Origin of the sequence: Brevundimonas sp. LF-1 (genome assembly GCF_037055305.1) — a bacterium.
In the GTDB taxonomy this organism is placed as follows: Bacteria; Pseudomonadota; Alphaproteobacteria; order Caulobacterales; family Caulobacteraceae; genus Brevundimonas; species Brevundimonas sanguinis.
Genome location: NZ_CP146349.1, coordinates 1,548,427 through 1,568,588, shown reverse-complemented (window position 1 = coordinate 1,568,588; position 20,162 = coordinate 1,548,427). Strand labels below are relative to the sequence as shown.

General features: G+C 68.4%; 14 protein-coding genes and 6 pseudogenes. 10 read left to right on the top strand and 10 right to left on the bottom strand.

The genetic code is table 11. From position 1 onward, the window contains the following. Positions 1–97 precede the first annotated feature (97 nt). Complete coding sequence (locus V8F63_RS08615) at positions 98–649, top strand: murein L,D-transpeptidase catalytic domain-containing protein (RefSeq protein WP_392352868.1); 552 nt, start codon at positions 98–100, stop codon at positions 647–649. Between the two features lie 16 nt (positions 650–665). On the opposite strand, the gene purD is transcribed toward V8F63_RS08615, so the two are convergent. From purD to V8F63_RS08600, 3 genes are all read right to left on the bottom strand, one after another. After that, positions 666–1,943, bottom strand: coding sequence for a phosphoribosylamine--glycine ligase (gene purD / locus V8F63_RS08610; RefSeq protein ID WP_392352867.1), 1,278 nt, complete (start codon positions 1,941–1,943; stop codon positions 666–668). 72 nt (positions 1,944–2,015) lie between these two features. After that, positions 2,016–2,435, bottom strand: coding sequence for a hypothetical protein (locus V8F63_RS08605; protein WP_392352866.1), 420 nt, complete (start codon positions 2,433–2,435; stop codon positions 2,016–2,018). Positions 2,436–2,449: 14 nt separating this feature from the next. Continuing rightward, positions 2,450–2,680 carry a hypothetical protein gene (locus V8F63_RS08600; protein WP_392352865.1) on the bottom strand — a complete coding sequence of 77 codons (231 nt, stop codon included), beginning with the start codon at positions 2,678–2,680 and terminating at the stop codon, positions 2,450–2,452. A 38-nt stretch (positions 2,681–2,718) separates the two neighbouring features. Here V8F63_RS08600 and xseA point away from each other — a divergent pair. The 3 genes and pseudogenes from xseA (at position 2,719) to V8F63_RS08585 (ending at position 5,228) form a co-directional block, all read left to right on the top strand. Continuing rightward, positions 2,719–4,322 (top strand): annotated as a pseudogene (xseA, locus tag V8F63_RS08595) (exodeoxyribonuclease VII large subunit). 133 nt (positions 4,323–4,455) lie between these two features. Then, the gene (locus V8F63_RS08590) at positions 4,456–4,668 is read left to right on the top strand and encodes a DUF2093 domain-containing protein (RefSeq protein ID WP_025978357.1); all 213 of its coding nucleotides are present in this window, start codon (positions 4,456–4,458) and stop codon (positions 4,666–4,668) included. A 65-nt stretch (positions 4,669–4,733) separates the two neighbouring features. Further along, positions 4,734–5,228 carry a response regulator gene (locus V8F63_RS08585; RefSeq protein ID WP_025978358.1) on the top strand — a complete coding sequence of 165 codons (495 nt, stop codon included), beginning with the start codon at positions 4,734–4,736 and terminating at the stop codon, positions 5,226–5,228. Here the strand turns inward: V8F63_RS08585 and V8F63_RS08580 are convergent. Both V8F63_RS08580 and V8F63_RS08575 read right to left on the bottom strand, forming a co-directional pair. Further along, positions 5,225–6,156: pseudogene (locus V8F63_RS08580) on the bottom strand (lysophospholipid acyltransferase family protein). The gene V8F63_RS08585 and the pseudogene V8F63_RS08580 sit on opposite strands and share 4 nt — an antisense overlap. Beyond that, positions 6,146–6,916, bottom strand: coding sequence for an SDR family oxidoreductase (locus V8F63_RS08575; RefSeq protein ID WP_392352864.1), 771 nt, complete (start codon positions 6,914–6,916; stop codon positions 6,146–6,148). Before V8F63_RS08575 ends, V8F63_RS08580 begins: the two are co-directional and overlap by 11 nt. Positions 6,917–7,025: 109 nt before the next feature. Between V8F63_RS08575 and V8F63_RS08570 the strand changes: the two are divergent. Next, positions 7,026–8,292: pseudogene (locus tag V8F63_RS08570) on the top strand (EAL domain-containing protein). A gap of 216 nt (positions 8,293–8,508) precedes the next feature. Here the strand turns inward: V8F63_RS08570 and ileS are convergent. Continuing rightward, positions 8,509–11,426: pseudogene (gene ileS, locus V8F63_RS08565) on the bottom strand (isoleucine--tRNA ligase). A gap of 287 nt (positions 11,427–11,713) precedes the next feature. On the opposite strand from ileS, the gene V8F63_RS08560 reads away from it, so the two are divergent. Further along, positions 11,714–12,280 carry a DUF3828 domain-containing protein gene (locus tag V8F63_RS08560; protein WP_392352863.1) on the top strand — a complete coding sequence of 189 codons (567 nt, stop codon included), beginning with the start codon at positions 11,714–11,716 and terminating at the stop codon, positions 12,278–12,280. Positions 12,281–12,844: 564 nt separating this feature from the next. Here V8F63_RS08560 and V8F63_RS08555 read toward each other — a convergent pair. Genes V8F63_RS08555 through V8F63_RS08545 form a run of 3 tightly spaced genes read right to left on the bottom strand, consistent with a single transcriptional unit; the run spans position 12,845 to position 15,156 of the window. Continuing rightward, positions 12,845–13,774, bottom strand: coding sequence for a bifunctional riboflavin kinase/FAD synthetase (locus V8F63_RS08555; protein WP_134580027.1), 930 nt, complete (start codon positions 13,772–13,774; stop codon positions 12,845–12,847). Positions 13,775–13,786: 12 nt separating this feature from the next. After that, positions 13,787–14,248 (bottom strand): MaoC family dehydratase, encoded by a 462-nt coding sequence (locus V8F63_RS08550; RefSeq protein WP_029972693.1) that lies wholly within the window; start codon positions 14,246–14,248, stop codon positions 13,787–13,789. Between the two features lie 38 nt (positions 14,249–14,286). Continuing rightward, positions 14,287–15,156 carry a TIGR01459 family HAD-type hydrolase gene (locus V8F63_RS08545; RefSeq protein WP_134580023.1) on the bottom strand — a complete coding sequence of 290 codons (870 nt, stop codon included), beginning with the start codon at positions 15,154–15,156 and terminating at the stop codon, positions 14,287–14,289. Between the two features lie 107 nt (positions 15,157–15,263). On the opposite strand from V8F63_RS08545, the pseudogene lspA reads away from it, so the two are divergent. Both lspA and V8F63_RS08535 read left to right on the top strand, forming a co-directional pair. Continuing rightward, positions 15,264–15,805, top strand: a pseudogene (gene lspA / locus V8F63_RS08540) (signal peptidase II). A 69-nt stretch (positions 15,806–15,874) separates the two neighbouring features. Beyond that, positions 15,875–16,441 (top strand): DUF3035 domain-containing protein, encoded by a 567-nt coding sequence (locus V8F63_RS08535; protein ID WP_025978369.1) that lies wholly within the window; start codon positions 15,875–15,877, stop codon positions 16,439–16,441. 68 nt (positions 16,442–16,509) lie between these two features. Here the strand turns inward: V8F63_RS08535 and ispH are convergent. Continuing rightward, positions 16,510–17,425: pseudogene (gene ispH / locus V8F63_RS08530) on the bottom strand (4-hydroxy-3-methylbut-2-enyl diphosphate reductase). Between the two features lie 202 nt (positions 17,426–17,627). Here ispH and V8F63_RS08525 point away from each other — a divergent pair. After that, positions 17,628–18,275, top strand: a complete 648-nt coding sequence (locus V8F63_RS08525; RefSeq protein WP_392352862.1) for a Tat pathway signal sequence domain protein — start codon at positions 17,628–17,630, stop codon at positions 18,273–18,275. 3 nt (positions 18,276–18,278) lie between these two features. Continuing rightward, positions 18,279–20,078 carry an arginine--tRNA ligase gene (gene argS / locus V8F63_RS08520; protein WP_392352861.1) on the top strand — a complete coding sequence of 600 codons (1,800 nt, stop codon included), beginning with the start codon at positions 18,279–18,281 and terminating at the stop codon, positions 20,076–20,078. The last annotated feature ends 84 nt before the right edge of the window (positions 20,079–20,162 follow it).

Here is a 20,162-nt window from a genome sequence, read left to right as displayed (position 1 = left end):
GGGGTGCTCCTCCGCCGCCTCCACCTCTCAACTTCACCTCGCCGGAGCCGTCGCTCCAGCCCTGCCGATCGTTCCTGAGCGCGCGCGCTCAGCTCACGTGCAGGTGGCGAACGCCGGGACGACGATCGACCCCCACGGCATCGTGCGCCCCGACCTGATCGAGCGCGCCCGCGCCGCGATGGACGTGCACGGTCATAAGATCTCGAAGCGCGACCGGATGTATCTAGTCGATTTCCAGAAATTCTCGGGCGAGGACCGCCTGTATGAAGTCGATCTGGAAGGCGGCTGGGTCACGGCCTATCGCACCAGCCACGGGCGCGGCTCGGACCCGGCGCATTCAGGCTTCGCGCAGCAGTTCTCGAACCGTCCGGACAGCCATATGTCCTCGATCGGCGCCTACGCCACGGCGGGCGCCAGCTGGGGCAGCCAGCAAGGGCCGAACGTCCTGCTGGACGGGCTGGAGTATTCCAACAATCTGGCGCGCGAACGGGCCATCATCATCCACGGCGCCGACTACGCCGACCCGGCCTTCCTGGCGCGCCAGGGCAAGCTGGGCCGTTCCTACGGCTGCTTCTCGGTGTCCCACGCCGACCTGGTTCCCCTGCGCGAACGCATGGGCGAGGGTCGGCTGCTGTTCGCGATGACCTAAAGCATGGGGGAGCCGCTTAGCGCGGCTCCAGCGCCCGCCAGCCGATGTCGGTGCGGTGGAAACCGCCCGGCCAGTCGATCTTCGCAATCGCTTCATAGGCGCGCTCGCGCGCCTGGGCCACGTCGTCGCCATAGGCGCAGACGTTCAGCACCCGGCCGCCCGCCGCCGCCAAGGCGCCGTCGTCGCGCAGCTTCGTACCGGCGTGGAAGACCTGGACGTGCGGCCCGAAATCCTGGTCCGCGCCGCGAATGACGGAGCCTTCCAGCGGGCTGTCGGGATAGCCCTTGGCCGCCAGGACGACGCAGATCACCACGCCCGGCTTGAAGGCCGGCGCCGGCGCCTGGGTCAGGTCGCCGCGCGCACAGGCCAGCAGCAGCGGCACGACATCGCCGTCCAGCCGCATCATCAGCACCTGGCACTCCGGGTCGCCGAAGCGGGCGTTGAACTCGACCACCTTGGGGCCTTCGGCCGTCGCCATCAGGCCGACATAGAGGACGCCGCGATAGGGAACGCCTTCCTCGGCCATCTTCTGGATGGTCGGAACGACCACGCGTTCGTTCGCCGCCTCGGTGAAGGCCGCCGTGAAGACGGGCGCGGGCGAATAGGCGCCCATGCCGCCGGTGTTCGGCCCCAGGTCGCCGTCGAAGGCGCGCTTGTGGTCTTGCGCGCCGCCGAACAACACCGACCGCGTCCCGTCCGACAGGACGAACAGGGAGCCCTCCTCCCCGTCCATGAATTCCTCGATCACCACGCGCGACCCGGCCGCGCCGAACCGGCCGCCCAGCATCCGCTCGATCTCGGCCTCGGCGTCGACGCGATCGGGGCTGATGGCCACGCCCTTACCCGCCGCCAGACCGTCGGCCTTGATGACATAGGGGGCCGAATACCGATCCAGCGCCGCCTTGGCCGAGGCGACGTCCTCATAGACGCCATAGCCCGCCGTCGGGATGCCGTGGCGTTGCAGAAAGGCCTTGGAGAAGGCCTTGGAGGTCTCCAGTTGCGCCGCCGCCTGGGTCGGGCCGAAGCAGGGGACGCCCGCCGCCTGCAGCCGGTCGCCCAACCCTTCGGCCAGGGCCGATTCGGGGCCGACGACGACCAGGTCCGCCTTCATCTCGCGCGCCAGGGCCGCCAGGCCTTCAGCGTCCGTCGCCTTCAGGTCGGGGCGCATCTCGCCGAGCGAGGCCATGCCGGGATTGCCGGGCGCGACGACAAGCCGCGTGACCAGCGGCGACTGGGCGATCTTCCAGGCCAGGGCGTGTTCGCGCCCTCCCGATCCGACGAGCAGAATGTTCATCAGGGCGGAATGGCCGCGCGCGTCGTTCCGGTCAAGCGCCCGAAAGGGTTAGCGGACGCACGATCAGGCCAATCAGGGCGTCCAGGCGGGCATGGCCTTCAGCTGCTCAAGCGTCATATCGGCCACCAGATCATAGTCGTCGCCTTCTTTTCGGGGCGTCAGACCGTCCAGCGAAATGCGCACCCAGCGCGGTCCGCCCTGCCCGGCCGGCTCGATGATCAAGCCCGTAACCGCGCCCGAGGCGTCCACATCGACCCGCTGGACGTCGCCCAGATCAACGCCCGCCGGGGTGATCAGATCGGCGTCCTCCAGTTGCTTGACGGTCAGGCCCAGCGCTGTGACGCTTGCCGCCGGAGCGGGCGTATGCGTCATGGTCGGCGCCGAGGCCGCATCGGGCGAAGCTTCCGGCGTCTTTGTCGGCTTGGAGGGCGCCTCCGAGCAGGCCGCCATCAGGGCCAAGGCCGAGGCCGCGGCGAGCCATATCCTCGTCATCACATCCTCCTGTCCTAGATCAGGGCCGAGACCACATAGACGACGGCGCCGGCCAAAAAAATCACGCCCAGTATCAGCCAGGGACTGAGCGCCGGGTTATGGCTGCGGCGGGCCAGATCGCGCTCGCGCGCCTGATCAGCCGGCAGGTCATTGTCCGTTGCGTCGTCCGGAGTCGGGTCTGGGGACTGCACCATGATGCGCGAACGCGCGCGGAGAGCGCCCGTTCCGCCACGCTTGTCGCCCACGCCTTTGCGGGCGCGACGGCGGCGTCTAGGATGGCGCCATGACCTCCGACGACGACTACGCCTTCGAGGGCGCGGCCCTGCAGCCCGCCCGCGACAACAATCCGCCGCTGTCGATCTCGGAGCTGAGCTTCGCCCTGAAACGCACGCTGGAGGAACGCTTCGGCCATGTGCGGCTGCGCGGCGAGATCTCCAAGGTGAACCGCCACGCCTCGGGCCACGTCTATCTGACGCTGAAGGACGACAAGTCGGCCATCGACGGCGTGATCTGGAAGGGCGTGGTGCGCGGATTAAGCGTCCAGCCCGAGACGGGGCTGGAGGTCATCGTCACCGGCAAGATCACCTCCTATCCGGCGCGCTCTTCCTATCAGATCGTGATCGAGAGCATGGAGGCGGCGGGCGCGGGCGCCCTGCTGGCCCAGCTGGAGCGGCTGAAGGTCCGCTTGCGCGACGAAGGCCTGTTCGATCCGGCGAAGAAGAAACCGCTGCCGACCTTCCCGGCCACCATCGGCGTCATCACCAGCCCGACCGGCGCCGTCATCCGCGACATCCTGCACCGCATCGCCGAGCGCTGGCCCTGCCGCGTCATCGTCTGGCCCGTGGTGGTTCAGGGCGACGCCGCCTGCGGCCAGGTGTCCAACGCCATCCGCGGCTTCGACCAGATGACGACGGACGGGCCGATCCCCGCCCCGACCTGCTGATCGTGGCGCGCGGCGGCGGTTCGGTCGAGGACCTGTGGTGCTTCAACGACGAAGGTCTGGCGCGCACGGTCGCGGCCGCCCGCATCCCCATCATCTCGGCCGTGGGGCACGAGACGGACACCACATTGATCGACTTCGTGTCGGACCGCCGAGCGCCGACGCCGACCGGCGCGGCCGAGATCGCCACGCCGGTGCTGGCCGACCTGCGCTGGGCCCTCAGCGATCTGGAGGGCCGCCTCTCGCGCGCCGGGGCGCGGATGTTGGAGGACCGCCGCACCCGCCTGCGCGCCGCCGCGCGCGGCCTGCCCGCCCGGCCCGAAGACCTGCTGGCCCTGCCGCAGCAACGGCTGGACCACGCCGCCAGCCGCCTCGGCTCGGGCCTGCATCGCAACGTCGCCGTGCATGAGCGACAGCTGGCGGTCGCCGCCGGTCGTCTGACGCCCGGCCTGCTGCGCGCCCGCGTCGAGCGCGGTCAGGACCGCCTGCGCGGCGCCGCCGACCGTCTGACTTCCGCGCTTCAGGCCGGCGTCGCCCGCAACGAGCGCCGCCTGCTGCAGACGGCCGGCCGCCTGAGCCCAGCGCCCCTGCATCGCCGCCTCGACCAGCGGCAGGCGCGGCTGCAGGCGCTCAGCCTGCGTCTGGACGGCGTCATGCCGCGTCGGCTGGAGCGGGCGGAGGACCGCCTGGCCGCCCTGTCCCGCGCCCTGACGACGCTGAACCCCAAGACGCCCAAGCCCGGCTTCGCCCGCATCGAGGACGCCGACGGCGCCATGATCGCCTCGGCCGCCGCCCTGTCGCCGGGCCAGACGGTGCAGATCGTCTTCGGCGACGGCGCCAGGGGCGCGACCATCGACGGCGAGGGCGCGCCACCGCGTCCGACGCCTGCGCCCAAGCCCGCCCCGCGCCCGAAGGCGCCGCCTGCAGGCCAAGGCGACCTGTTCTGACCTTTCCTCCCCATCGCTGCGCGACACGGAGGAGAAATCAGCGCCCCGTGCCGAGCGCCGACGACAGGGGCACGCGGCCGGATGACCGCGATTCGGCTCTCGTCCTGCACCCGGTCCGCGCTATGATGGCGTCATGAGCACGCAGATTTCTCAAGACTCGGGCCAGACGGCCAGCCTCCACTATGGCGACGGCGAGTTCGCTGTTCTGTCCGCCGGCGCCTTTGTGCGCTGCGCCGTCAGCGGCGTCGCCATTCCTCTGACGGCCCTGCGGTACTGGTCGGTAGAGCGCCAGGAGGCCTATGCCGGGCCGCGCGAATATCTGGCGGCCGCCTCCTCCCCCAACTGAGCCGCGTCCGTCTTGCGCCACTGTGTCCGCCGGATGCCCCGGCTTCTCCGTTCGCCGGTGTTCCGATGTCCGCCCTGAGTTCGATCCACGTCCTGCTGGTGGACGACAATCCCAATATGCGCGCCATCATCGCCGCCATGCTGAAGTCGGTGGGGGTCGGTCGCTTGACCGAGGCGGAAGACGGGGCGGCGGCGCTTGAACTACTGGGCCAGAAAGCCATCGACATCGCCATCGTCGACTTCCGCATGAAGCCGATGGACGGGGTGGCCTTCACCCGCGCCGTCCGCAACGAGGGCGACAGCGCCAACCCCTATCTGCCGGTGATCATGATGACCGGCCATTCCGAGAAAAGCCGCGTGACCGAGGCGCGCGACGCGGGCGTCACCGAATTCGTCTCTAAGCCGGTCAAGGCGCAGACCCTGCTGACGCGGATCGAGGCGGTGATCCTGCGTCCGCGGCCCTTTGTGCGTTCGGCCAACTATTTCGGGCCGGACCGTCGCCGCACACGAACTGAGAGCTACGCCGGTCCGTTCCGTCGCGCCGACGACACAGGGACCTAAGCCTCAGCCTCTCTCAGCGCCTCATAGACCTGAGACGGCCAGCGCTTATGCACCCAGAACCAGTCGACCGGATGCTCGCGCACCCGGTCTTCGACGAACCGGTTGGCCGCCTGGACGCCCGCCAGGACATCAGCCGCCTTATCGCCCGTGTCGGGCACGGCGATCGGTTCATGCGCCGTGACGCGGAAGCGCACGCCGGGCAGACGCACCACCGACAGGGGTTGCATCACCGTGCCGAACTTCAGCGCCATGCGCGCCGCCCCGGGCGAGGCGTTGACCGGCTGGCCGAAGAATTCGACCTCCGGCCCCTGATTGTATTTCTGGTCGACCAGCAGGGCGATGGATTCGCCGCGCTTCATCCCCGCCATCAGTTCGCGCGTGCCGTCGCCCTTGGGCGCGAACAGCTTGATGCCGTAACGCTCGCGGCTCTGGCGGATCAGGGCGTCGACGTAAGGGTTGTTGGCCGCGCGATAGGTCACCTGGCACGGCACCCCCGCCGCCATGATGACCGCCGCCATGACCTCGAATTGGCCAGATGGCCCGAGATCAGCACGACCGGGCGGCCAGAGTCGCGCACGGCGTGCAGCCGCTCCAGCCCGACGATGTCGATGCGTCCGCTTTCCGGCGTCAGCCGGTCCATGACGGCCAGTTCTGCGAAGGTGCGACCCGTCTGCTCCCACTGATCCACGGCCAGGCGGTCGCGCTCGGCGGCGCCCATGTCGGGGAAGGCGATGCGCAGGTTGCGCGTCACCGTCTTGTGCGTGCCGGTCAGCGGCCCCAGCGTCCGCAGCAGCTTCCCGCCGAAGCCCGAGGCGCGCTCGACGCCCATCAGGCGCAGAAGGCCGAACAGCCCCTGGAACGCCGACGCCTCCAGCCGCCAGTTCAGGTCCTGAAGGAACCCAGGCCTTTTCTCTTTCTCACCAGGCAATCGTCAGTCCGCCGTCCACCACCAGGGTCTGGCCGGTCACATAGGCCGACGCAGGACTGCACAGATAGACCGCCGTGCCCGCGATTTCATCCGGCTGGCCGATCCTTTTCAGCGGCGCGGGGTCGGTGACGGTCTTCAGCAGCTCGGGGTTCTCCCACAGGTAGCGGGCGAAATCGGTCTGGACCAGGCCCGGCGCGATGCAGTTCACCCGCACGTTCGACGGCCCGTACTCCACCGCCAGGTTGCGCGCCAACTGCATGTCCGCGGCCTTGGAGATGTTGTAGGCGCCGATCAGGCCGTTGCCGCGCAGGCCGCCGATCGAGGAGATGATCAGGATCGCCCCGTCCTTTCGCTCCAGCATCTCCGGCGCGACCATCTGGATCAGCCAGTGGTTGGAGATGACGTTGTTCTGAAGGATCTTTTCGAACTGCTCGTCGGCGATGCCGGCCATCGGCCCGGCGTAGGGATTGGTCGCGGCGTTGCAGACCAGGATGTCGATCCGACCGAAGGCGGCGCGCGTGTCATCCACCAGCCTTTGCAGATCGTCCTTGGAGGCGATGTTGGCGGGAATGGCGATGGCGCGGCCCTCGCCATGCTTCTCATTGATGGCGACGGCGACCTCTTCGCACGGCCCGGCCTTGCGCGAGGAGATGACGACGCGCGCGCCGTGTTCGGCCAGACGCTCGGCGATAGCCTTGCCAATGCCCTTGGAAGAGCCGGTGATGATGGCGACCTTGCCGCTCAGATCGAACAATTCCATGCGTTAACCTCCTTTTACCGCCCGTTTATCCGCGCGGACCCTAGCCGTTAGGCTTCGTTAACGTGATACTTGATCGATTCTATATGGAAAGGCGGTTCTGACCGGCCCCATGCGAAAGATCACCGGCGGCTTCCTGTTCTTCGGCTACCTGTTCCTCGCCCTGACCATCGGGGCGATGATCTGGCGCGCCGGTCTGGGAGCGGGCGCCGGCGCGGCCGGGGTGCTGGGCGCGCTGGGGATACTGGCCGGCGCCCACGCCATCGTCACCGGCATCGCCGACCGCCGCGCCCTGCGCCTGGAGATCGGCAAGGTGCGCGAGGCCCACCGCCTGCTGGCCGATGCGATGGAGTCGACCCAGGGCGCCCTGACCGAGCTGGCGCAGGCCATCGAGACCGGCGCCTATCGCGCACCGACGCCCTGACCGGCGAGGTGCGGATGCTGGAAGGCCTGGTCCAGCAGATGAGCGCCTCGATCGAGGAGCGGCTGGCCGCCTCCTCCCTGACCGCCGACACCTTCGAGGGCCGTCGTCAGGTCCAGTCGAACACCCTGCTGAAGACCGTCCACGACGCCCTCAGCGAGAACCGCGTCGACCTGTACTTGCAGCCCGTCGTGACCCTGCCCCAGCGGCGGACGGTCTTCTACGAAAGCTTCACCCGCCTGCGCGACCCGTCGAACCGGGTGATGATGCCGGCCGAATACCTGTCGGTGGCCGAGGGCGAAGGCCTGCTGCCAGCCATCGACAACCTGCTGCTGTTCCGCTGCGCCCAGATCGTGCGCCGCCTGGCCGCCCAGGACCGCAAGGTCGGCGTCTTCTGCAACATCTCGCTCGCCTCCCTGGGCGACGAGACCTTCTTCCCGCAGTTCCTCGACTTCCTGAACCAGAACCGCGACCTGAAGGACGCCCTGATCTTCGAACTGGGTCAGGCCACCTTCGACGCGCGCGGCGCCATCGAGGCCCGCAACATGGCCAAGCTGGCCGACCTGGGCTTCCGCTTCTCCATCGACAAGGTGCAGACGCTGGACCTGGACTTCGCCGACCTGCAACGCTCGGACGTGCGCTTCATCAAGGTGGCGGCCGACCTGTTGATCGAGCAACTGTTGGACCTGGACGGCGCCGCCCCCTGCCCAGCCAGCCCGATATCCGCGCCGGGGACTTCGCCCCTTTGACGCGCCGCCATGGGCTCGAACTGATCGCCGAAAAGGTCGAGAGCGAGAAACAGGTCGTCGATATCCTCGAACTGGACGTGGCCATGGGCCAGGGCCACCTGTTCGGCGAGCCGCGCGCCATCAAGGAAGCCGTCCTGGCTGAAACCGACCCGCCCGCCGACTTCGTCCTCTCGACGCTGAAATCGGCCGAGCAGAGGGTGCGATTGTAAGCTGCTCCCTTCTCCCCCTGTGGGAGAAGGTGGGCGCCGGAGGCGCTCGGATGAGGGGTGTCGGCGGGCCTCCTGACTTTTTGAAATCCAACGCCGCAACAGCCCGTCAGACCGAACCGCTCACACCCCTCATCCGTCAGGCTCCGCCTGCCACCTTCTCCCACAAGGGGAGAAGGAAGAAAAAGGCCCCTCCGTCGAAACGAAGGGGCCTGTCCTTTAAGCCTTCTGCGCGTCCAGCCAGCGCACCGCGTCGGCGTCGCGGGCCGACAGGTCGGGGTAGTCCGGGTCCGAGCCGACGTCCGGCGCCCGGCGCCAGGAGCGAGCGCACTTGGGATAGTCCGCCGTCTTAACCTCGACGGCGACGGCGTCGCCGCCGACCACCAGTTCAGCGCCCGAGGTGCGGAACACCTCGGCGGCGTCCAGCCCTTCGAACGGGGCCAGCAGTTCGGCCGGAGCCGTGACCACCGGCCAGGCGTCCAAGGCACCGCCGATGACCTTGTCGCGGCGCGCGGCTTCCAGGGCTTCGTTGACGACCTCCAGCACCGTCTCGACCTTGGCCCAGCGCTCGGCCTCGGCCGCGTTGCGCCACTGGCCTGGCGTCTCAGGGATCACCCGGGCGCAGTTGGTGCCGGCCTCCGGGAAGCGCGTCATCCACGCCTCGTCCATGGTGAAGGGCGTCAGCGGCGCCAGCCAGGCGGTCAGACGGCTGAACACCTCGTCCATGACCGTGCGCACGGCGCGGCGCTTGATGCTGTCAGGACGGTCGCAATAGAGGCTGTCCTTGCGCACGTCGAAATACAGCGCCGACAGGTCGCCCGAGCAGAACTCCAGCACCGGCCGCACTACGTCCTGGAAACGGTATTCCTCGTAGGCCTGGCGCACCTGGCCATCCAGCTCCCACAGGCGATGCAGGATGAACTTCTCCAGCGGCGGGAACTGGTCGTAGTCGGTCAGGCGCTCGGCCTCGTCGAAGCCGTTCAGCGCGCCCAGCAGATAGCGGACGGTGTTGCGCAGCTTGCGATAGGCGTCGACCGTCGTCTGCAGGATCTGCTTGCCGATGCGCTGGTCGTCCGAATAGTCGACCAGGGCGACCCACAGGCGCAGGATGTCGGCCGACTCCTGATGATGGTCAGGGGGTCCGTCGTATTGCCCCGCGACTTCGACATCTTCTCCCCGTTCTCGTCCAGGGTGAAGCCGTGGGTCAGGACCGCCTTGAACGGCGCCCGGCCGCGCGTGCCGCAGCCCTCCAGCAGCGACGACTGGAACCAGCCGCGGTGCTGGTCCGAGCCTTCCAGATAGAGGTCGGCGGGCCAGCGCGACGGGCGGTCGCCCGTATAGCCGCTGTCGGCCGTGCGCGGGTCCAGCGTAAAGGCGTGGGTCGAGCCGCTGTCGAACCAGACGTCGAGGATGTCCGTGACCTTCTCGAACCGCTCGGGGTCGTGCGCGCCCAGGAAGTCGGCGTCAGGCGCCGAGAACCAGACGTCGGCGCCGCCCTCGGCCACGGCCTTGACGATGCGGGCGTCGACCTCGGGATCGTGCAGGGGCTGACCCGTCTGCTTGTCCACGAACATGGCCAGCGGCGTGCCCCAGGCGCGCTGGCGGCTGATCAGCCAGTCAGGACGACCCTCGACCATGGAGCGGATGCGGTTCTTGCCCGCCGCCGGGTGGAAGGCGGTGGCGTCGATGGCGTTCAGGGCGCGGTCGCGCAGGGTCGCGCCGTCTTCCAGCTCTTCATCCATGCGGATGAACCACTGCGGCGTGTTGCGGAAGATGATCGGCGCCTTGGAGCGCCAGGAGTGCGGATAGGAGTGCTCCATCCGGCCGCGCGCCAGCAGGTTTCCGGCCTCGATCAGCTTTTCCATCACCGCGCCGTTCGCGGGGCCGAACTTGCCGGTCTTCTTGCCTTCGGTCTCCAGCACCTTCAGGCCTGCGAACAGCGGCACGTGCTCATAATAGGCGCCGTCGGGATCGACCGTGTCCGGCACCTCACGATGACCGTGGGCCAGCCAGACGGCGAAGTCGTCCGCGCCGTGGCCCGGCGCCGTGTGGACGAAACCCGTGCCCGCGTCGTCGGTGACGTGATCGCCGGCCAGCAGCGGGACCGAGAAGCCATAGCCGTTGTCCAGCGCCGCCAGCGGGTGGGCGCATTCCAGGCCCGACGGATCGATGTCGTAGACGCGCGTCCAGGCGGCGATCTTGGCGGCCTTGAACACCTCTTCGGCCAGTTTGTCGGCGAGGACGAAGCGGTCGCCCGGCTTGGCCCAGGGCTCATAGTCCAGCCCTTCTTCAAGGGCCGTGACCTCATACAGGCCGTAATTGATTTCGGGGCCGTAGCTGATCGCCCGGTTGGCCGGGATGGTCCACGGCGTCGTCGTCCAGATCACCACCGACGGCGTGGCGATGCGGAAGGCCAGCAAGTCGTCCGGGTGGCTGTCGGTCGCGCCGACCACCGGGAACTTCACCCAGATCGTGGGCGAGACGTGGTCGTGATACTCCACCTCGGCGTCGGCCAGGGCCGTGCGCTCGACCGGCGACCACATCACCGGCTTGGAGCCGCGATAAAGCTGGCCCGAGTTCTTGAACTTGTGAAACTCGGCGACGATGGCCGCCTCGGACGTGAAGTCCATGGTGGCGTAGCGGTTGGCGAAGTCGCCGGTGATGCCCAGACGCAGGAACTGGTCGCGCTGCAGGTCGATGTATTTGCCGGCGTATTCGCGGCAGGCGGTGCGGAACTCCTCCTTGGACACCTCGTCCTTGCGGCGGCCCTTGGCGCGGAACTGCTCCTCGATCTTCCACTCGATCGGCAGGCCGTGGCAGTCCCAGCCGGGGACGTAGTCGACGTCATAGCCCAGCAGGAAGCGCGAGCGGACCACGAAGTCCTTCAGCGTCTTGTTCAGGGCGTGGCCGATGTGGATGTCGCCGTTGGCGTAGGGCGGGCCGTCGTGCAGCACATAGAGCGGCGCCTTCTGCGACTGACGCAGGGCGCGCAAGGTTCCGTACAGGTCGCCCCACTGGGCCAGGATTTCCGGCTCCTTCTTGGGCAGGCCGCCGCGCATCGGGAAGGGCGTCTCGGGCAGGAAGACGGTGTCGCGATAGTCGCGGCCGGAAGGGGTCTGGGTGTCGGCGTCGGCCATGAGATGTCTTTTCGTCTTTGCGCGCGCGGCCGCTCGAAAAGCGGCGTCAGGCGTCAGTCTAGCGTGAAGGCGCCGGACGGCCCATGCCCTGATGCTTGAAGGCGGCGTCGTCTCGGCGAAATGTTTCGAGAAAATCCCGACGTGCGCGGGGCTGTCAGCCCTGCAGCGCTACGCCGGGCGGCTAATCGAAATCGGACGGATCACGCGAACGGTCATGATGGGAAAGCTCTAGCAGACCCCGCGTCCCCTGCGCCATAGTCCAGAAGAACAGACGGGAGAGGGATCGGATGCGGATTCAAGCCTTGGCGACGGCGGGGGTGCTGGCCCTGACGGCGGCCGCCTGCTCGGAACAGAAGAGCGCCCCTGCGGCTGCGGAGACGGCCGCGCCCGTCCTGACCGGCCGCGCCGCCGTCTATGCGGCGGGCGAAAAGGACGCCGAGGCTTTCGTGCGCGCCCTCTACGCCCGCGTCAGCGAACCAAAGGACACGCCCGACCCGGCCGAGGCGACCATCACCCCCGGGCGCGATCCGCTCTATTCTCGCACGATGAACGCCCTGATCGGCGTCGACGACCGCGAAGCCAAACGCAAGAAGACCGCGCCTCGCCTCGACTACGACCCCATCTGCGCCTGCCAGGATGCCGACGCCTTCGCCCTGAAGTCCGTGACGATGACGCCCGAAAGCCCTCAGGCCGCGACCGCCGAAGTCGTCTTCGCCAACGCCGGTCAGGACCACCGCCAGACGCTCAAACTGCTGAAGGAAGGCCCGATGTGGCGCATCGCCGACGTCATCGACGACAAGGGCAAGTCGCTGCACGACGACCTGATGGCCATCGCCGAAAAAGCGCCCGGTTAAGGCGTCAGGCGAAGGCCCAGACGCCCGCCGGTCCGTCGGCGTCGTTGGAGGAGGCGGCGTACTCGGTCGGATGCGGCGCATCCGGATTCTGGGTTTCAATCGGCGCAGGGGCTGAAGGACCGCCGCAAGACGCCGCGCCATCACCGCCTTGATCGGCGCCAGTCGCGTCTGGGCGCCCATCAGACTGACGGCCGTCAGGACTTCAAGATAGGCCAGCACATCACCGGCGGCGAAAAGGGCCAATTCCAGGCCGACCGTCTGCCACAGCATCATCACGCCGATCATCACCAGAACCAATCGCAGCGAGGAGCCCGAAAAAGCCCACGACAGCTTGTCCCTCACCCAGCGTCGAACGCCTTGGCTGATGTTGCAGAGCAAGGCTCCGGCTCCGATCAAGGCGGGCATGGCGACGCCGGCGCCGCTGAAGACGGCCCAGATCGTCCAAATCACGCAAAAACAGGCGACAGCCAGCCAAGCCTGCGAGTTATCGTCCTTCCTCCCGCTCACATCATTCCATTAGCTGGGAACCGGGGGATGCGCGCGCAACCCGCGCAGACGGTGCGCTCAGCCCAGTACGGCCCTCGCGGCGGCGGCGTCGGCGTCGATCTGGACCTTGAGGGCTTCGAGGCCCTCGAACTTCATCTCGCCGCGCAGGAAGGCGACCAGCTCGGTCTCCAGCACCTGGCCGTAGAGGCTCTCGTTAAAGTCCAACAGCCAGACTTCCAGCAGAGGCTGTTCGATTTCGAACATCGGACGGACGCCCAGATTGGCGACGCCGTTGATGATCCTGCCGTCCGGCAGGCGGGTGCGGGTCGCATAGACCCCATAGGCCGGACGCATATAGTCGCCCATGGCCATGTTGGCGGTTGGCACGCCGATGGTGCGCCCGCGCTTGTCGCCGTGGATCACCTCGCCCTGAATGGCGAAGGGGCGGCCAAGAATGGCGGCGGCGCGGTCCATGTCGCCGGCCTTCAGCGCCTCGCGCACGGCGCTGGACGACAGCTTGAGCCCGGAGGCGTCGTCGATGCGGTCGGTGACGGAGACGGTGAAGCCCAGCGTCTCGCCATAGGTTCGCAGCAAGGCGGGCGAGCCGGAGCGGCCCTTGCCGAAGGTGAAGTCGAAGCCGATGGCGGCGTGGACGATCCCGAGGCCTTCGGACAGGACGCGGCGGGCGAATTCCTCGTCCGACATGCCCGCCATTTCAGCATCGAACGGCAGCAGATACAGGCGGTCGACGCCCAGCGGCGCCAGGGCGCGCGCCATCTGGTCCGGCGTCATCAGGCGAAAGGGCGCGGCCTCGGGTTGGAACAAGCGGCGCGGATGGGGATCGAAGCTGACCACGGCCAGGGGAACGCCCAGCCGGTCCGCCGCCTCGCGCGCCGAGGCGATGACCGCCTGATGGCCGCGATGCACGCCATCGAAGGCGCCGACGGCCACGGCCGCCCCCTGCTGCGCTGCGGTCAGGCCGCGCCAGTCGCGAATGACTTCGACCACTTCAGGCGGCCTTCAGCGCGCCGACAGCTTGCGGCGACGCGGCACGCGCACGACGGCCACGCCGTCCATGATCAGCTTGTCTTCGACAAAGCCTTCGCACTTCAGCTGGGCGCGGGCGCCTTCATGGTCCAGTTCGATGACGGTGATCTGAATGCGCACATCGTCGCCGATCCGCACCGGAAAATGGAACGACAGCGTCTGGGAGATGTAGATCGAGCCCGCGCCCGGCAGGATGGTCCCCACCACCGCAGAGCCGAAGGCCGCCGACAGCAGGCCGTGGGCGATACGGCCGCGATAGGCCGTCTTGGCGGCGAAGGCTTCATCCAGATGCACCGGATTGAAGTCGTCGGACGCCTCGGCGAACAGACGGATCCGCTCTTCAGTGACGTGAACCGTCTTCTCGGCGGCCATGCCGACATGAAGTTCGTCGAGGATGTAGCCGCCCGACGGGTGCGCTTGGACCAGATCAACCATGTGCGGCCTTTAAGGCAGGTGCGACGAAATGGCGAGACTTACCAGGTCAGTTCCAGCGCAGCGTAGCGGGCGAAGGTCGTCTCGGCCCGGAGCAATTCCGCCGCGCGGGCCGGATCCAGGGTCCCGTCAGCCGCCTTGGCCGCGTCGCCGTGGATGCCCTGGGCGATGAACAGGCAGTCCAGCGCCTGCTCGGCGGCGCCGAGCACATCGGTCACCACCCCGTCGCCGATGCACAGCACGCGCGAGCGGTCGACGGCGCGGCCCAGCAGGCCTTCCGCCTCTTTCAGCGCCAGGGCGTAGATGGGGGCGAACGGCTTGCCCGCCATGATCACCCGCCCGCCCATCGACTCGTACAGATCAGCGATGGCGCCGCCGCAATAGATGATCGCATCCCCGCGCTGCACCACGCGATCGGGGTTGGCGCAGATCAGCTCCAGTCCGCGCTCGGCCGCCGGCGCCAGACGTTCGCGATAGTCCTCGGGCGTCTCGGTGGTGTCGTCATAAGGCCCGGTGACGGAAATGAAGGCGGCGTCTTCGGCGCCGTGGGCGCCGGTCAGGTCCAGGCCTTCATACAAGGCGAAGTCCCGTTCCGGGCCGATGATCCACGCAGGGCCGGGCGCGCGGCGCGCCAGCTCCATCCGGGTGGCGTCGCCCGAGGTGACAAAGGCTTTCCAGGCGCTGCGCGGCACGCCCAGGCCGTCCAGCTGCGCCACCACGTCTGAAGACGGGCGCGGCGAGTTGGAGATCAGGACGACATGGCCGCCCTTCTCGTTGAACTTGGTCAGGGCGTCGCAGGCTGCGGCCCAGCTCTCGCGCCCGTTGTGGATCACGCCCCAGACGTCGCAGAGCAGGATATCGTAGTCATCGGCGACGGCGGACAGGCGGGGCAACGGATGAGGCTGGGTCATGCCCCGCTTATAGCGAGTGAAAGCGGGGGGAAAGGCCAGGGCTGACGATCGATCCGTCTGCGCTTTCCCTCTTCGCCGCCGCACGTCTTCCTGCTAACCGGCTGGACATGAAGAGTTCCCGTCTCGCGATTTCCCGTCTCGCGCTCGGCGCCTACGGCATCGCCCTGGCCGTCATCATTCTGGACCAGTTGACCAAGGCCTGGGTGCTGGGGGCCATCGACGCCGCCCATATCTCCCACATTCCCGACGGCTACCGGATCGCCGAGGTCGCGCCTCCGGTCTTCAACCTGACCTATGTGCTGAACACCGGCGTCAGCTTCGGCCTGTTCGGCGGCGGCGCCGGGCGCTGGATCCTGAGCGTCTTCTCGGTCGTGGTGGCGGGCCTGCTGGCCTGGTGGGCGACGCGGGCGATCGCCGCCTGCTGGTCGCGGCCATCGGCCTGGTCATGGGCGGCGCCGTCGGCAACGTGATCGACCGCATCCGCTTCGGCGGCGTGGTGGACTTCCTCGATTTTTCGGGCACCGGCCTGTTCCCTTGGATCTTCAACGTGGCCGACAGCGGCATCACCGTCGGGGTCGTGCTGCTGATCCTGGACAGCTTCCTGTCCGAGCGTCGCACGACTGTTGGCGCGGCCCACGAAAAGTCGTAATCACACCCTCTTAACTTATCGACCCGAGCCAGCGCCCCGACGGGCGCGCCTCCCGGAGCCGAACGACCCATGCGTATCCGTCCCGTCCTGATCGCGACCCTGGCCGCCGGCGCGGCCCTCAGCCTGAGCGCCTGCGGATCGATGAAGCAGAGCATCGGCCTGTCCAAGGTCGTGCCGGACGAATTCGTCACCGTGGCCAGCGCCCCGCTGGTGGTGCCGCCCGAATACGGCCTGACCCCGCCGACGCCGGGCGCCCCGCGTCCGCAGGAACTGGCCCCTGAAAGCGCCGCGCGTCAGATCCTGCTGGGTCAGCGCCAGGCCGTGACCCGCACCCCGGGCGAACAGGTCCTGGCCGCCGAGGCCGGCGCCGATCGCGCCGACCCGCTGGCTCGCTATGTCGTCGATGACGAGTTCGGCAACCTGGCGCACAAGGAAGAAAGCTGGGCCAATCGCCTGATGTTCTGGCGCAAGAACGATCCCGCCAGCCAGGCGGCGACCGTGACCCAGACGCCGGAGGGCGCCAAGACCATCGACGCCTCCAGCGAACACGCCCGTCTGGAAGCCCTGACCGGCGGCCGCGAGGGCATCACCATCGCACCGCGTCGCGACACTCGCTTCAAGCTGCCGGGCCTGTAATCGACCCCAGCCGTGCGGAAGTTTAGAGGCGCGTTCGTTTCGACGGACGCGCCTTTTTGCTGTTCCGATCAGGTCGTCAGGGCGCGCGGCAGTTTGAAAGTCACAGTCTCGCGGGCGCCGTCATCCTCGGTCACGGTCACGTCGAAGCGGATCCGCAGGGCGTCGATCACTCCCTGCACCAGCGGCTCGGGCGCCGAGGCCCCGGCGGTCAGGCCGACCGTCTCGACCCCGTCGAACCAGCTCCAGTCCAGATCGCCCGCATCATCGACCAGGCGCGCGTCCCCGGCCCCCGCCTTCAGCGCCACATCCACCAGCCGCGCCGAGTTGGAGGAGTTCTTGGAGCCCACCACCAGCACCAGGCCGCAGCCGTCGCCCAGACGTTTGACCGCCTCCTGACGGTTGGTGGTGGCGTAGCAGATGTCTTCCTTGTGCGGGTCGGGCAGTTCGGGAAGCGCCGCTTCAGCGCCGCCAGGATCTCGGCCGTGTCGTCCACCGACAGCGTGGTCTGGGTGGCGTAGGCCAGCGGCTGATCGCCGGGGCGCTGGAAGGCTTCCGCGTCCTCGACCGTCTCGACCAGGCTGATGGCCCCGGCGGGCAGCTGGCCCATGGTGCCGACGACCTCGGGGTGGCCCGCGTGGCCGATCAGGATGACGTGGCGCCCCGCTGCGAAATTGCGCTCGGCCTCGACGTGGACCTTGGACACCAGGGGGCAGGTGGCGTCCAGAAACAGCATCTCGCGCGAACGCGCCGTGGCCGGCACCGACTTGGGCACGCCGTGCGCCGAGAAGACCACCGGCCGGTCGTCCGGGCACTCGTCCAGTTCCTTGACGAAGACGGCGCCCAGCCCTTTCAGCCGGTCGACGACGTGACGGTTGTGGACGATCTCGTGGCGCACATAGACGGGGCGCCGTATTTCTCGATGGCGCGCTCGACGATCTGGATGGCCCGATCCACCCCGGCGCAGAAGCCGCGCGGCGTCGCCATGCGGACGGACAGGGGGCGGCGTTGAAACTGCGAAGGGGGACAGGCGCGTTCATGGGCGCGAACTTAGGACTTTGCGCGCCGGATCGCCACCGGAAGTCCGCGCGCCGTTTGCCGCGCCTCGCTTTAGCCGCTATCACCACCCAGCGTGGCCCGTTCGGGCGTCTGATCGGCCCGCCTTCATTCGACTGCCGGAAAGCTCCTGATGCGTCGCGTCCTGACCGCCCTCGCCGCCCTTTCTCTTACGGCCGCGCTGATCCCCCACGCCGCCGAGGCCCAGAGCGGGCGCCCACAAGGCGGCCAACAGGGCGGACAGAAGGCTGAAAAGGCGCCGTCGCGCCCGATGCGTTTCGCTCCGCTCAGCCGCCGCGCCAACGCCGGCCCCTGCCCCTATGTGAAGATTCTCTACGACGCGGCCCGCTACGTCGAGCTGGCGGACTATGAGCGTCCCTCGGCGAGCGGCGTCGGCTTCACCGGCGAGATCGAAGGCGTGACCTCGGACTGCGCCTATCGCGAAGACGATCCGATCCGCCTGGACATGAACCTGCTGTTCAGCCTGGGCAAGGGTCCGCAGGCGCAGGACGACGCCCACACCTATCGCTACTGGATCGCCGTGACCGAGCGGAACTCCGCCGTCCTGGCCAAGGAATATTTCGACCTGCCCGTCACCTTCGGCGGCGCCGACCGCACCCAGGCCGAAGCCAGCCAGACCATCGTCATCCCGCGCGCCGAGGCCACCACCAGCGGCGGCCATTTCGAGGTCCTGATCGGCTTTGAGATCACGCCCGAAAACGCCGAGTTCAACCGATCCGGCAGCCGGTTCCGTCCGACTGCGGGCCAACAGAACGACTAAGACATGACCGACCTCAAGACCTCCCTCAGCGAAGCGGTCGGGGCCGCCTTCGCCGCCGAAGGCGTGGACAAGGCCCTGGCCCGCGTCACCGCCTCCGACCGTCCCGACCTGGCCGACTTCCAGTCGAACGGGGCCCTGGCCGCCGCCAAGGCGCTGAAGGCCAATCCGCGCGAACTGGCCGCCAAGGTGGCCGAGCGTCTGGCCGCCGATCCGCGCCTGGCCTCGGTCGAGGTGGCCGGTCCCGGCTTCATCAACATGAAGCTGTCGAACGCGGCCCTGGCCCAGCGCGCGGCCGAGGTCGCGGCGGACGTTGAACTGGCCGGCGCCTCGCGCGTCGAGCCGCGCAAGGTGGTCATCGACTACGGCGGCCCGAACGTGGCCAAGCCCATGCACGTCGGCCACCTGCGCAGCGCCATCATCGGCGAGAGCCTGAAGCGGTTGTTCCGCCTGCGCGGCGACGACGTGGTCGGCGACGCCCACTTCGGCGACTGGGGCTTCCAGATGGGCCTGCTGATCACCGCCTGCGGCGACGAAGGCCTGGCGGACGCCTTCATGGCCGAGGGCGACGGCCCCTTCCCGGCTGAAACCCCGGTCACCCTGGCCGATCTCGACCGCCTCTATCCGCTGGCGGCGGGCAAGGCCAAGGAAGACCCCGCCTTCCGCGACCGCGCCCGCAAGGCGACGGCCGAACTGCAAGGCGGCCGCCCCGGCTATCGCGCCCTTTGGAAGCACTTCGTCGCCGTCAGCCGCGAGGCGCTGAAGCGCGAATATGACGACCTGTCGGTCGACTTCGACCTGTGGAACGGCGAGAGCGACGCCGATCCCCTGATGGACGAGATGATCGCCGACCTGAAGACCAAGGGTCTGTTGGTCGAGGACGACGGCGCCCAGGTGGTCCACGTCGCCAAGCCCGGCGAGACGCGCAAGAAGAAGCTGGCCGACGGCTCGGTGATCGAGGCCCCGTCGCCCCCGCCCCTGCTGGTCATCAGCTCGGAAGGGTCGGCCATGTACGGCACGACCGACCTTGCGACGATCCTGGACCGCAAGAAGTCGATCGGCCCGGACCTGATCCTCTACGTTGTCGACGAGCGTCAGGCCGAGCATTTCGAACAGGTCTTCCGCGCCGCCTACCTGGCCGGATACGCGCCTGAGAAGTCGCTGGAACACCTCGGCTTCGGCACCATGAACGGCGCCGACGGCAAGCCCTTCAAGACCCGCGCGGGCGGCGTGCTGAAGCTGCGCGACCTGATCGATCAGGCGACCGACAAGGCGCGCGAGCGTCTGCACGAGGCCAAACTGGGCGACGACCTGCCCGCCGAAGAGTTCGAGGACATCGCCCATAAGGTGGCGGTCGCCGCGCTGAAGTTCTCGGACCTGTCGAACAACCGCACGACCAGCTACGTCTTCGACCTCGACCGCTTCATGAGCTTCGAGGGCAAGACCGGCCCCTATCTGCTGTATCAGGCCGTGCGGGTGAAATCCCTGCTGCGCAAGGCGGCGGAACAGGGCGTGGCCCTGGCCCCCATCGTCATCGAGGAAGCCGCCGAGCGCGACCTGGCCCTGACGCTGGACGCTTTCGACGCGGCCACGGCGGACGCCTATGACAAGCGTTCGCCCAACCTGATCGCCGAACACGCCTATCGGCTGGCCCAGAGCTTCTCGAAATTCTACGCCGCCTGCCCGATCCTGGTGGCGCCGGACGCCACGACCAAGGGCTCGCGCCTGGCCCTGGCCGCCGCGACCCTGCACCAGTTGGAGACGGCGCTGCGCCTGCTGGGCATCGAGACGCCCGAGCGGATGTAGCATCGACTTTCTCCTCCCTATCGCAGAGCGATGGGGAGGTGGATCGACGGCGAAGCCGACGAGACGGAGGGGCCGCTTTGTTCC

Excerpts from the sequence above, each read along its gene's own strand:
- purD (WP_392352867.1), bottom strand. The coding sequence starts at position 1,943 with ATGAACATTCTGCTCGTCGGATCGGGAGGGCGCGAACACGCCCTGGCC.
- V8F63_RS08605 (WP_392352866.1), bottom strand. The coding sequence starts at position 2,435 with ATGACGAGGATATGGCTCGCCGCGGCCTCGGCCTTGGCCCTGATGGCG.
- V8F63_RS08590 (WP_025978357.1), top strand. The coding sequence starts at position 4,456 with ATGAGCACGCAGATTTCTCAAGACTCGGGCCAGACGGCCAGCCTCCAC.
- V8F63_RS08585 (WP_025978358.1), top strand. The coding sequence starts at position 4,734 with ATGTCCGCCCTGAGTTCGATCCACGTCCTGCTGGTGGACGACAATCCC.
- V8F63_RS08575 (WP_392352864.1), bottom strand. The coding sequence starts at position 6,916 with ATGGAATTGTTCGATCTGAGCGGCAAGGTCGCCATCATCACCGGCTCT.
- V8F63_RS08560 (WP_392352863.1), top strand. The coding sequence starts at position 11,714 with ATGCGGATTCAAGCCTTGGCGACGGCGGGGGTGCTGGCCCTGACGGCG.
- V8F63_RS08550 (WP_029972693.1), bottom strand. The coding sequence starts at position 14,248 with ATGGTTGATCTGGTCCAAGCGCACCCGTCGGGCGGCTACATCCTCGAC.
- V8F63_RS08545 (WP_134580023.1), bottom strand. The coding sequence starts at position 15,156 with ATGACCCAGCCTCATCCGTTGCCCCGCCTGTCCGCCGTCGCCGATGAC.
- V8F63_RS08535 (WP_025978369.1), top strand. The coding sequence starts at position 15,875 with ATGCGTATCCGTCCCGTCCTGATCGCGACCCTGGCCGCCGGCGCGGCC.
- V8F63_RS08525 (WP_392352862.1), top strand. The coding sequence starts at position 17,628 with ATGCGTCGCGTCCTGACCGCCCTCGCCGCCCTTTCTCTTACGGCCGCG.
- argS (WP_392352861.1), top strand. The coding sequence starts at position 18,279 with ATGACCGACCTCAAGACCTCCCTCAGCGAAGCGGTCGGGGCCGCCTTC.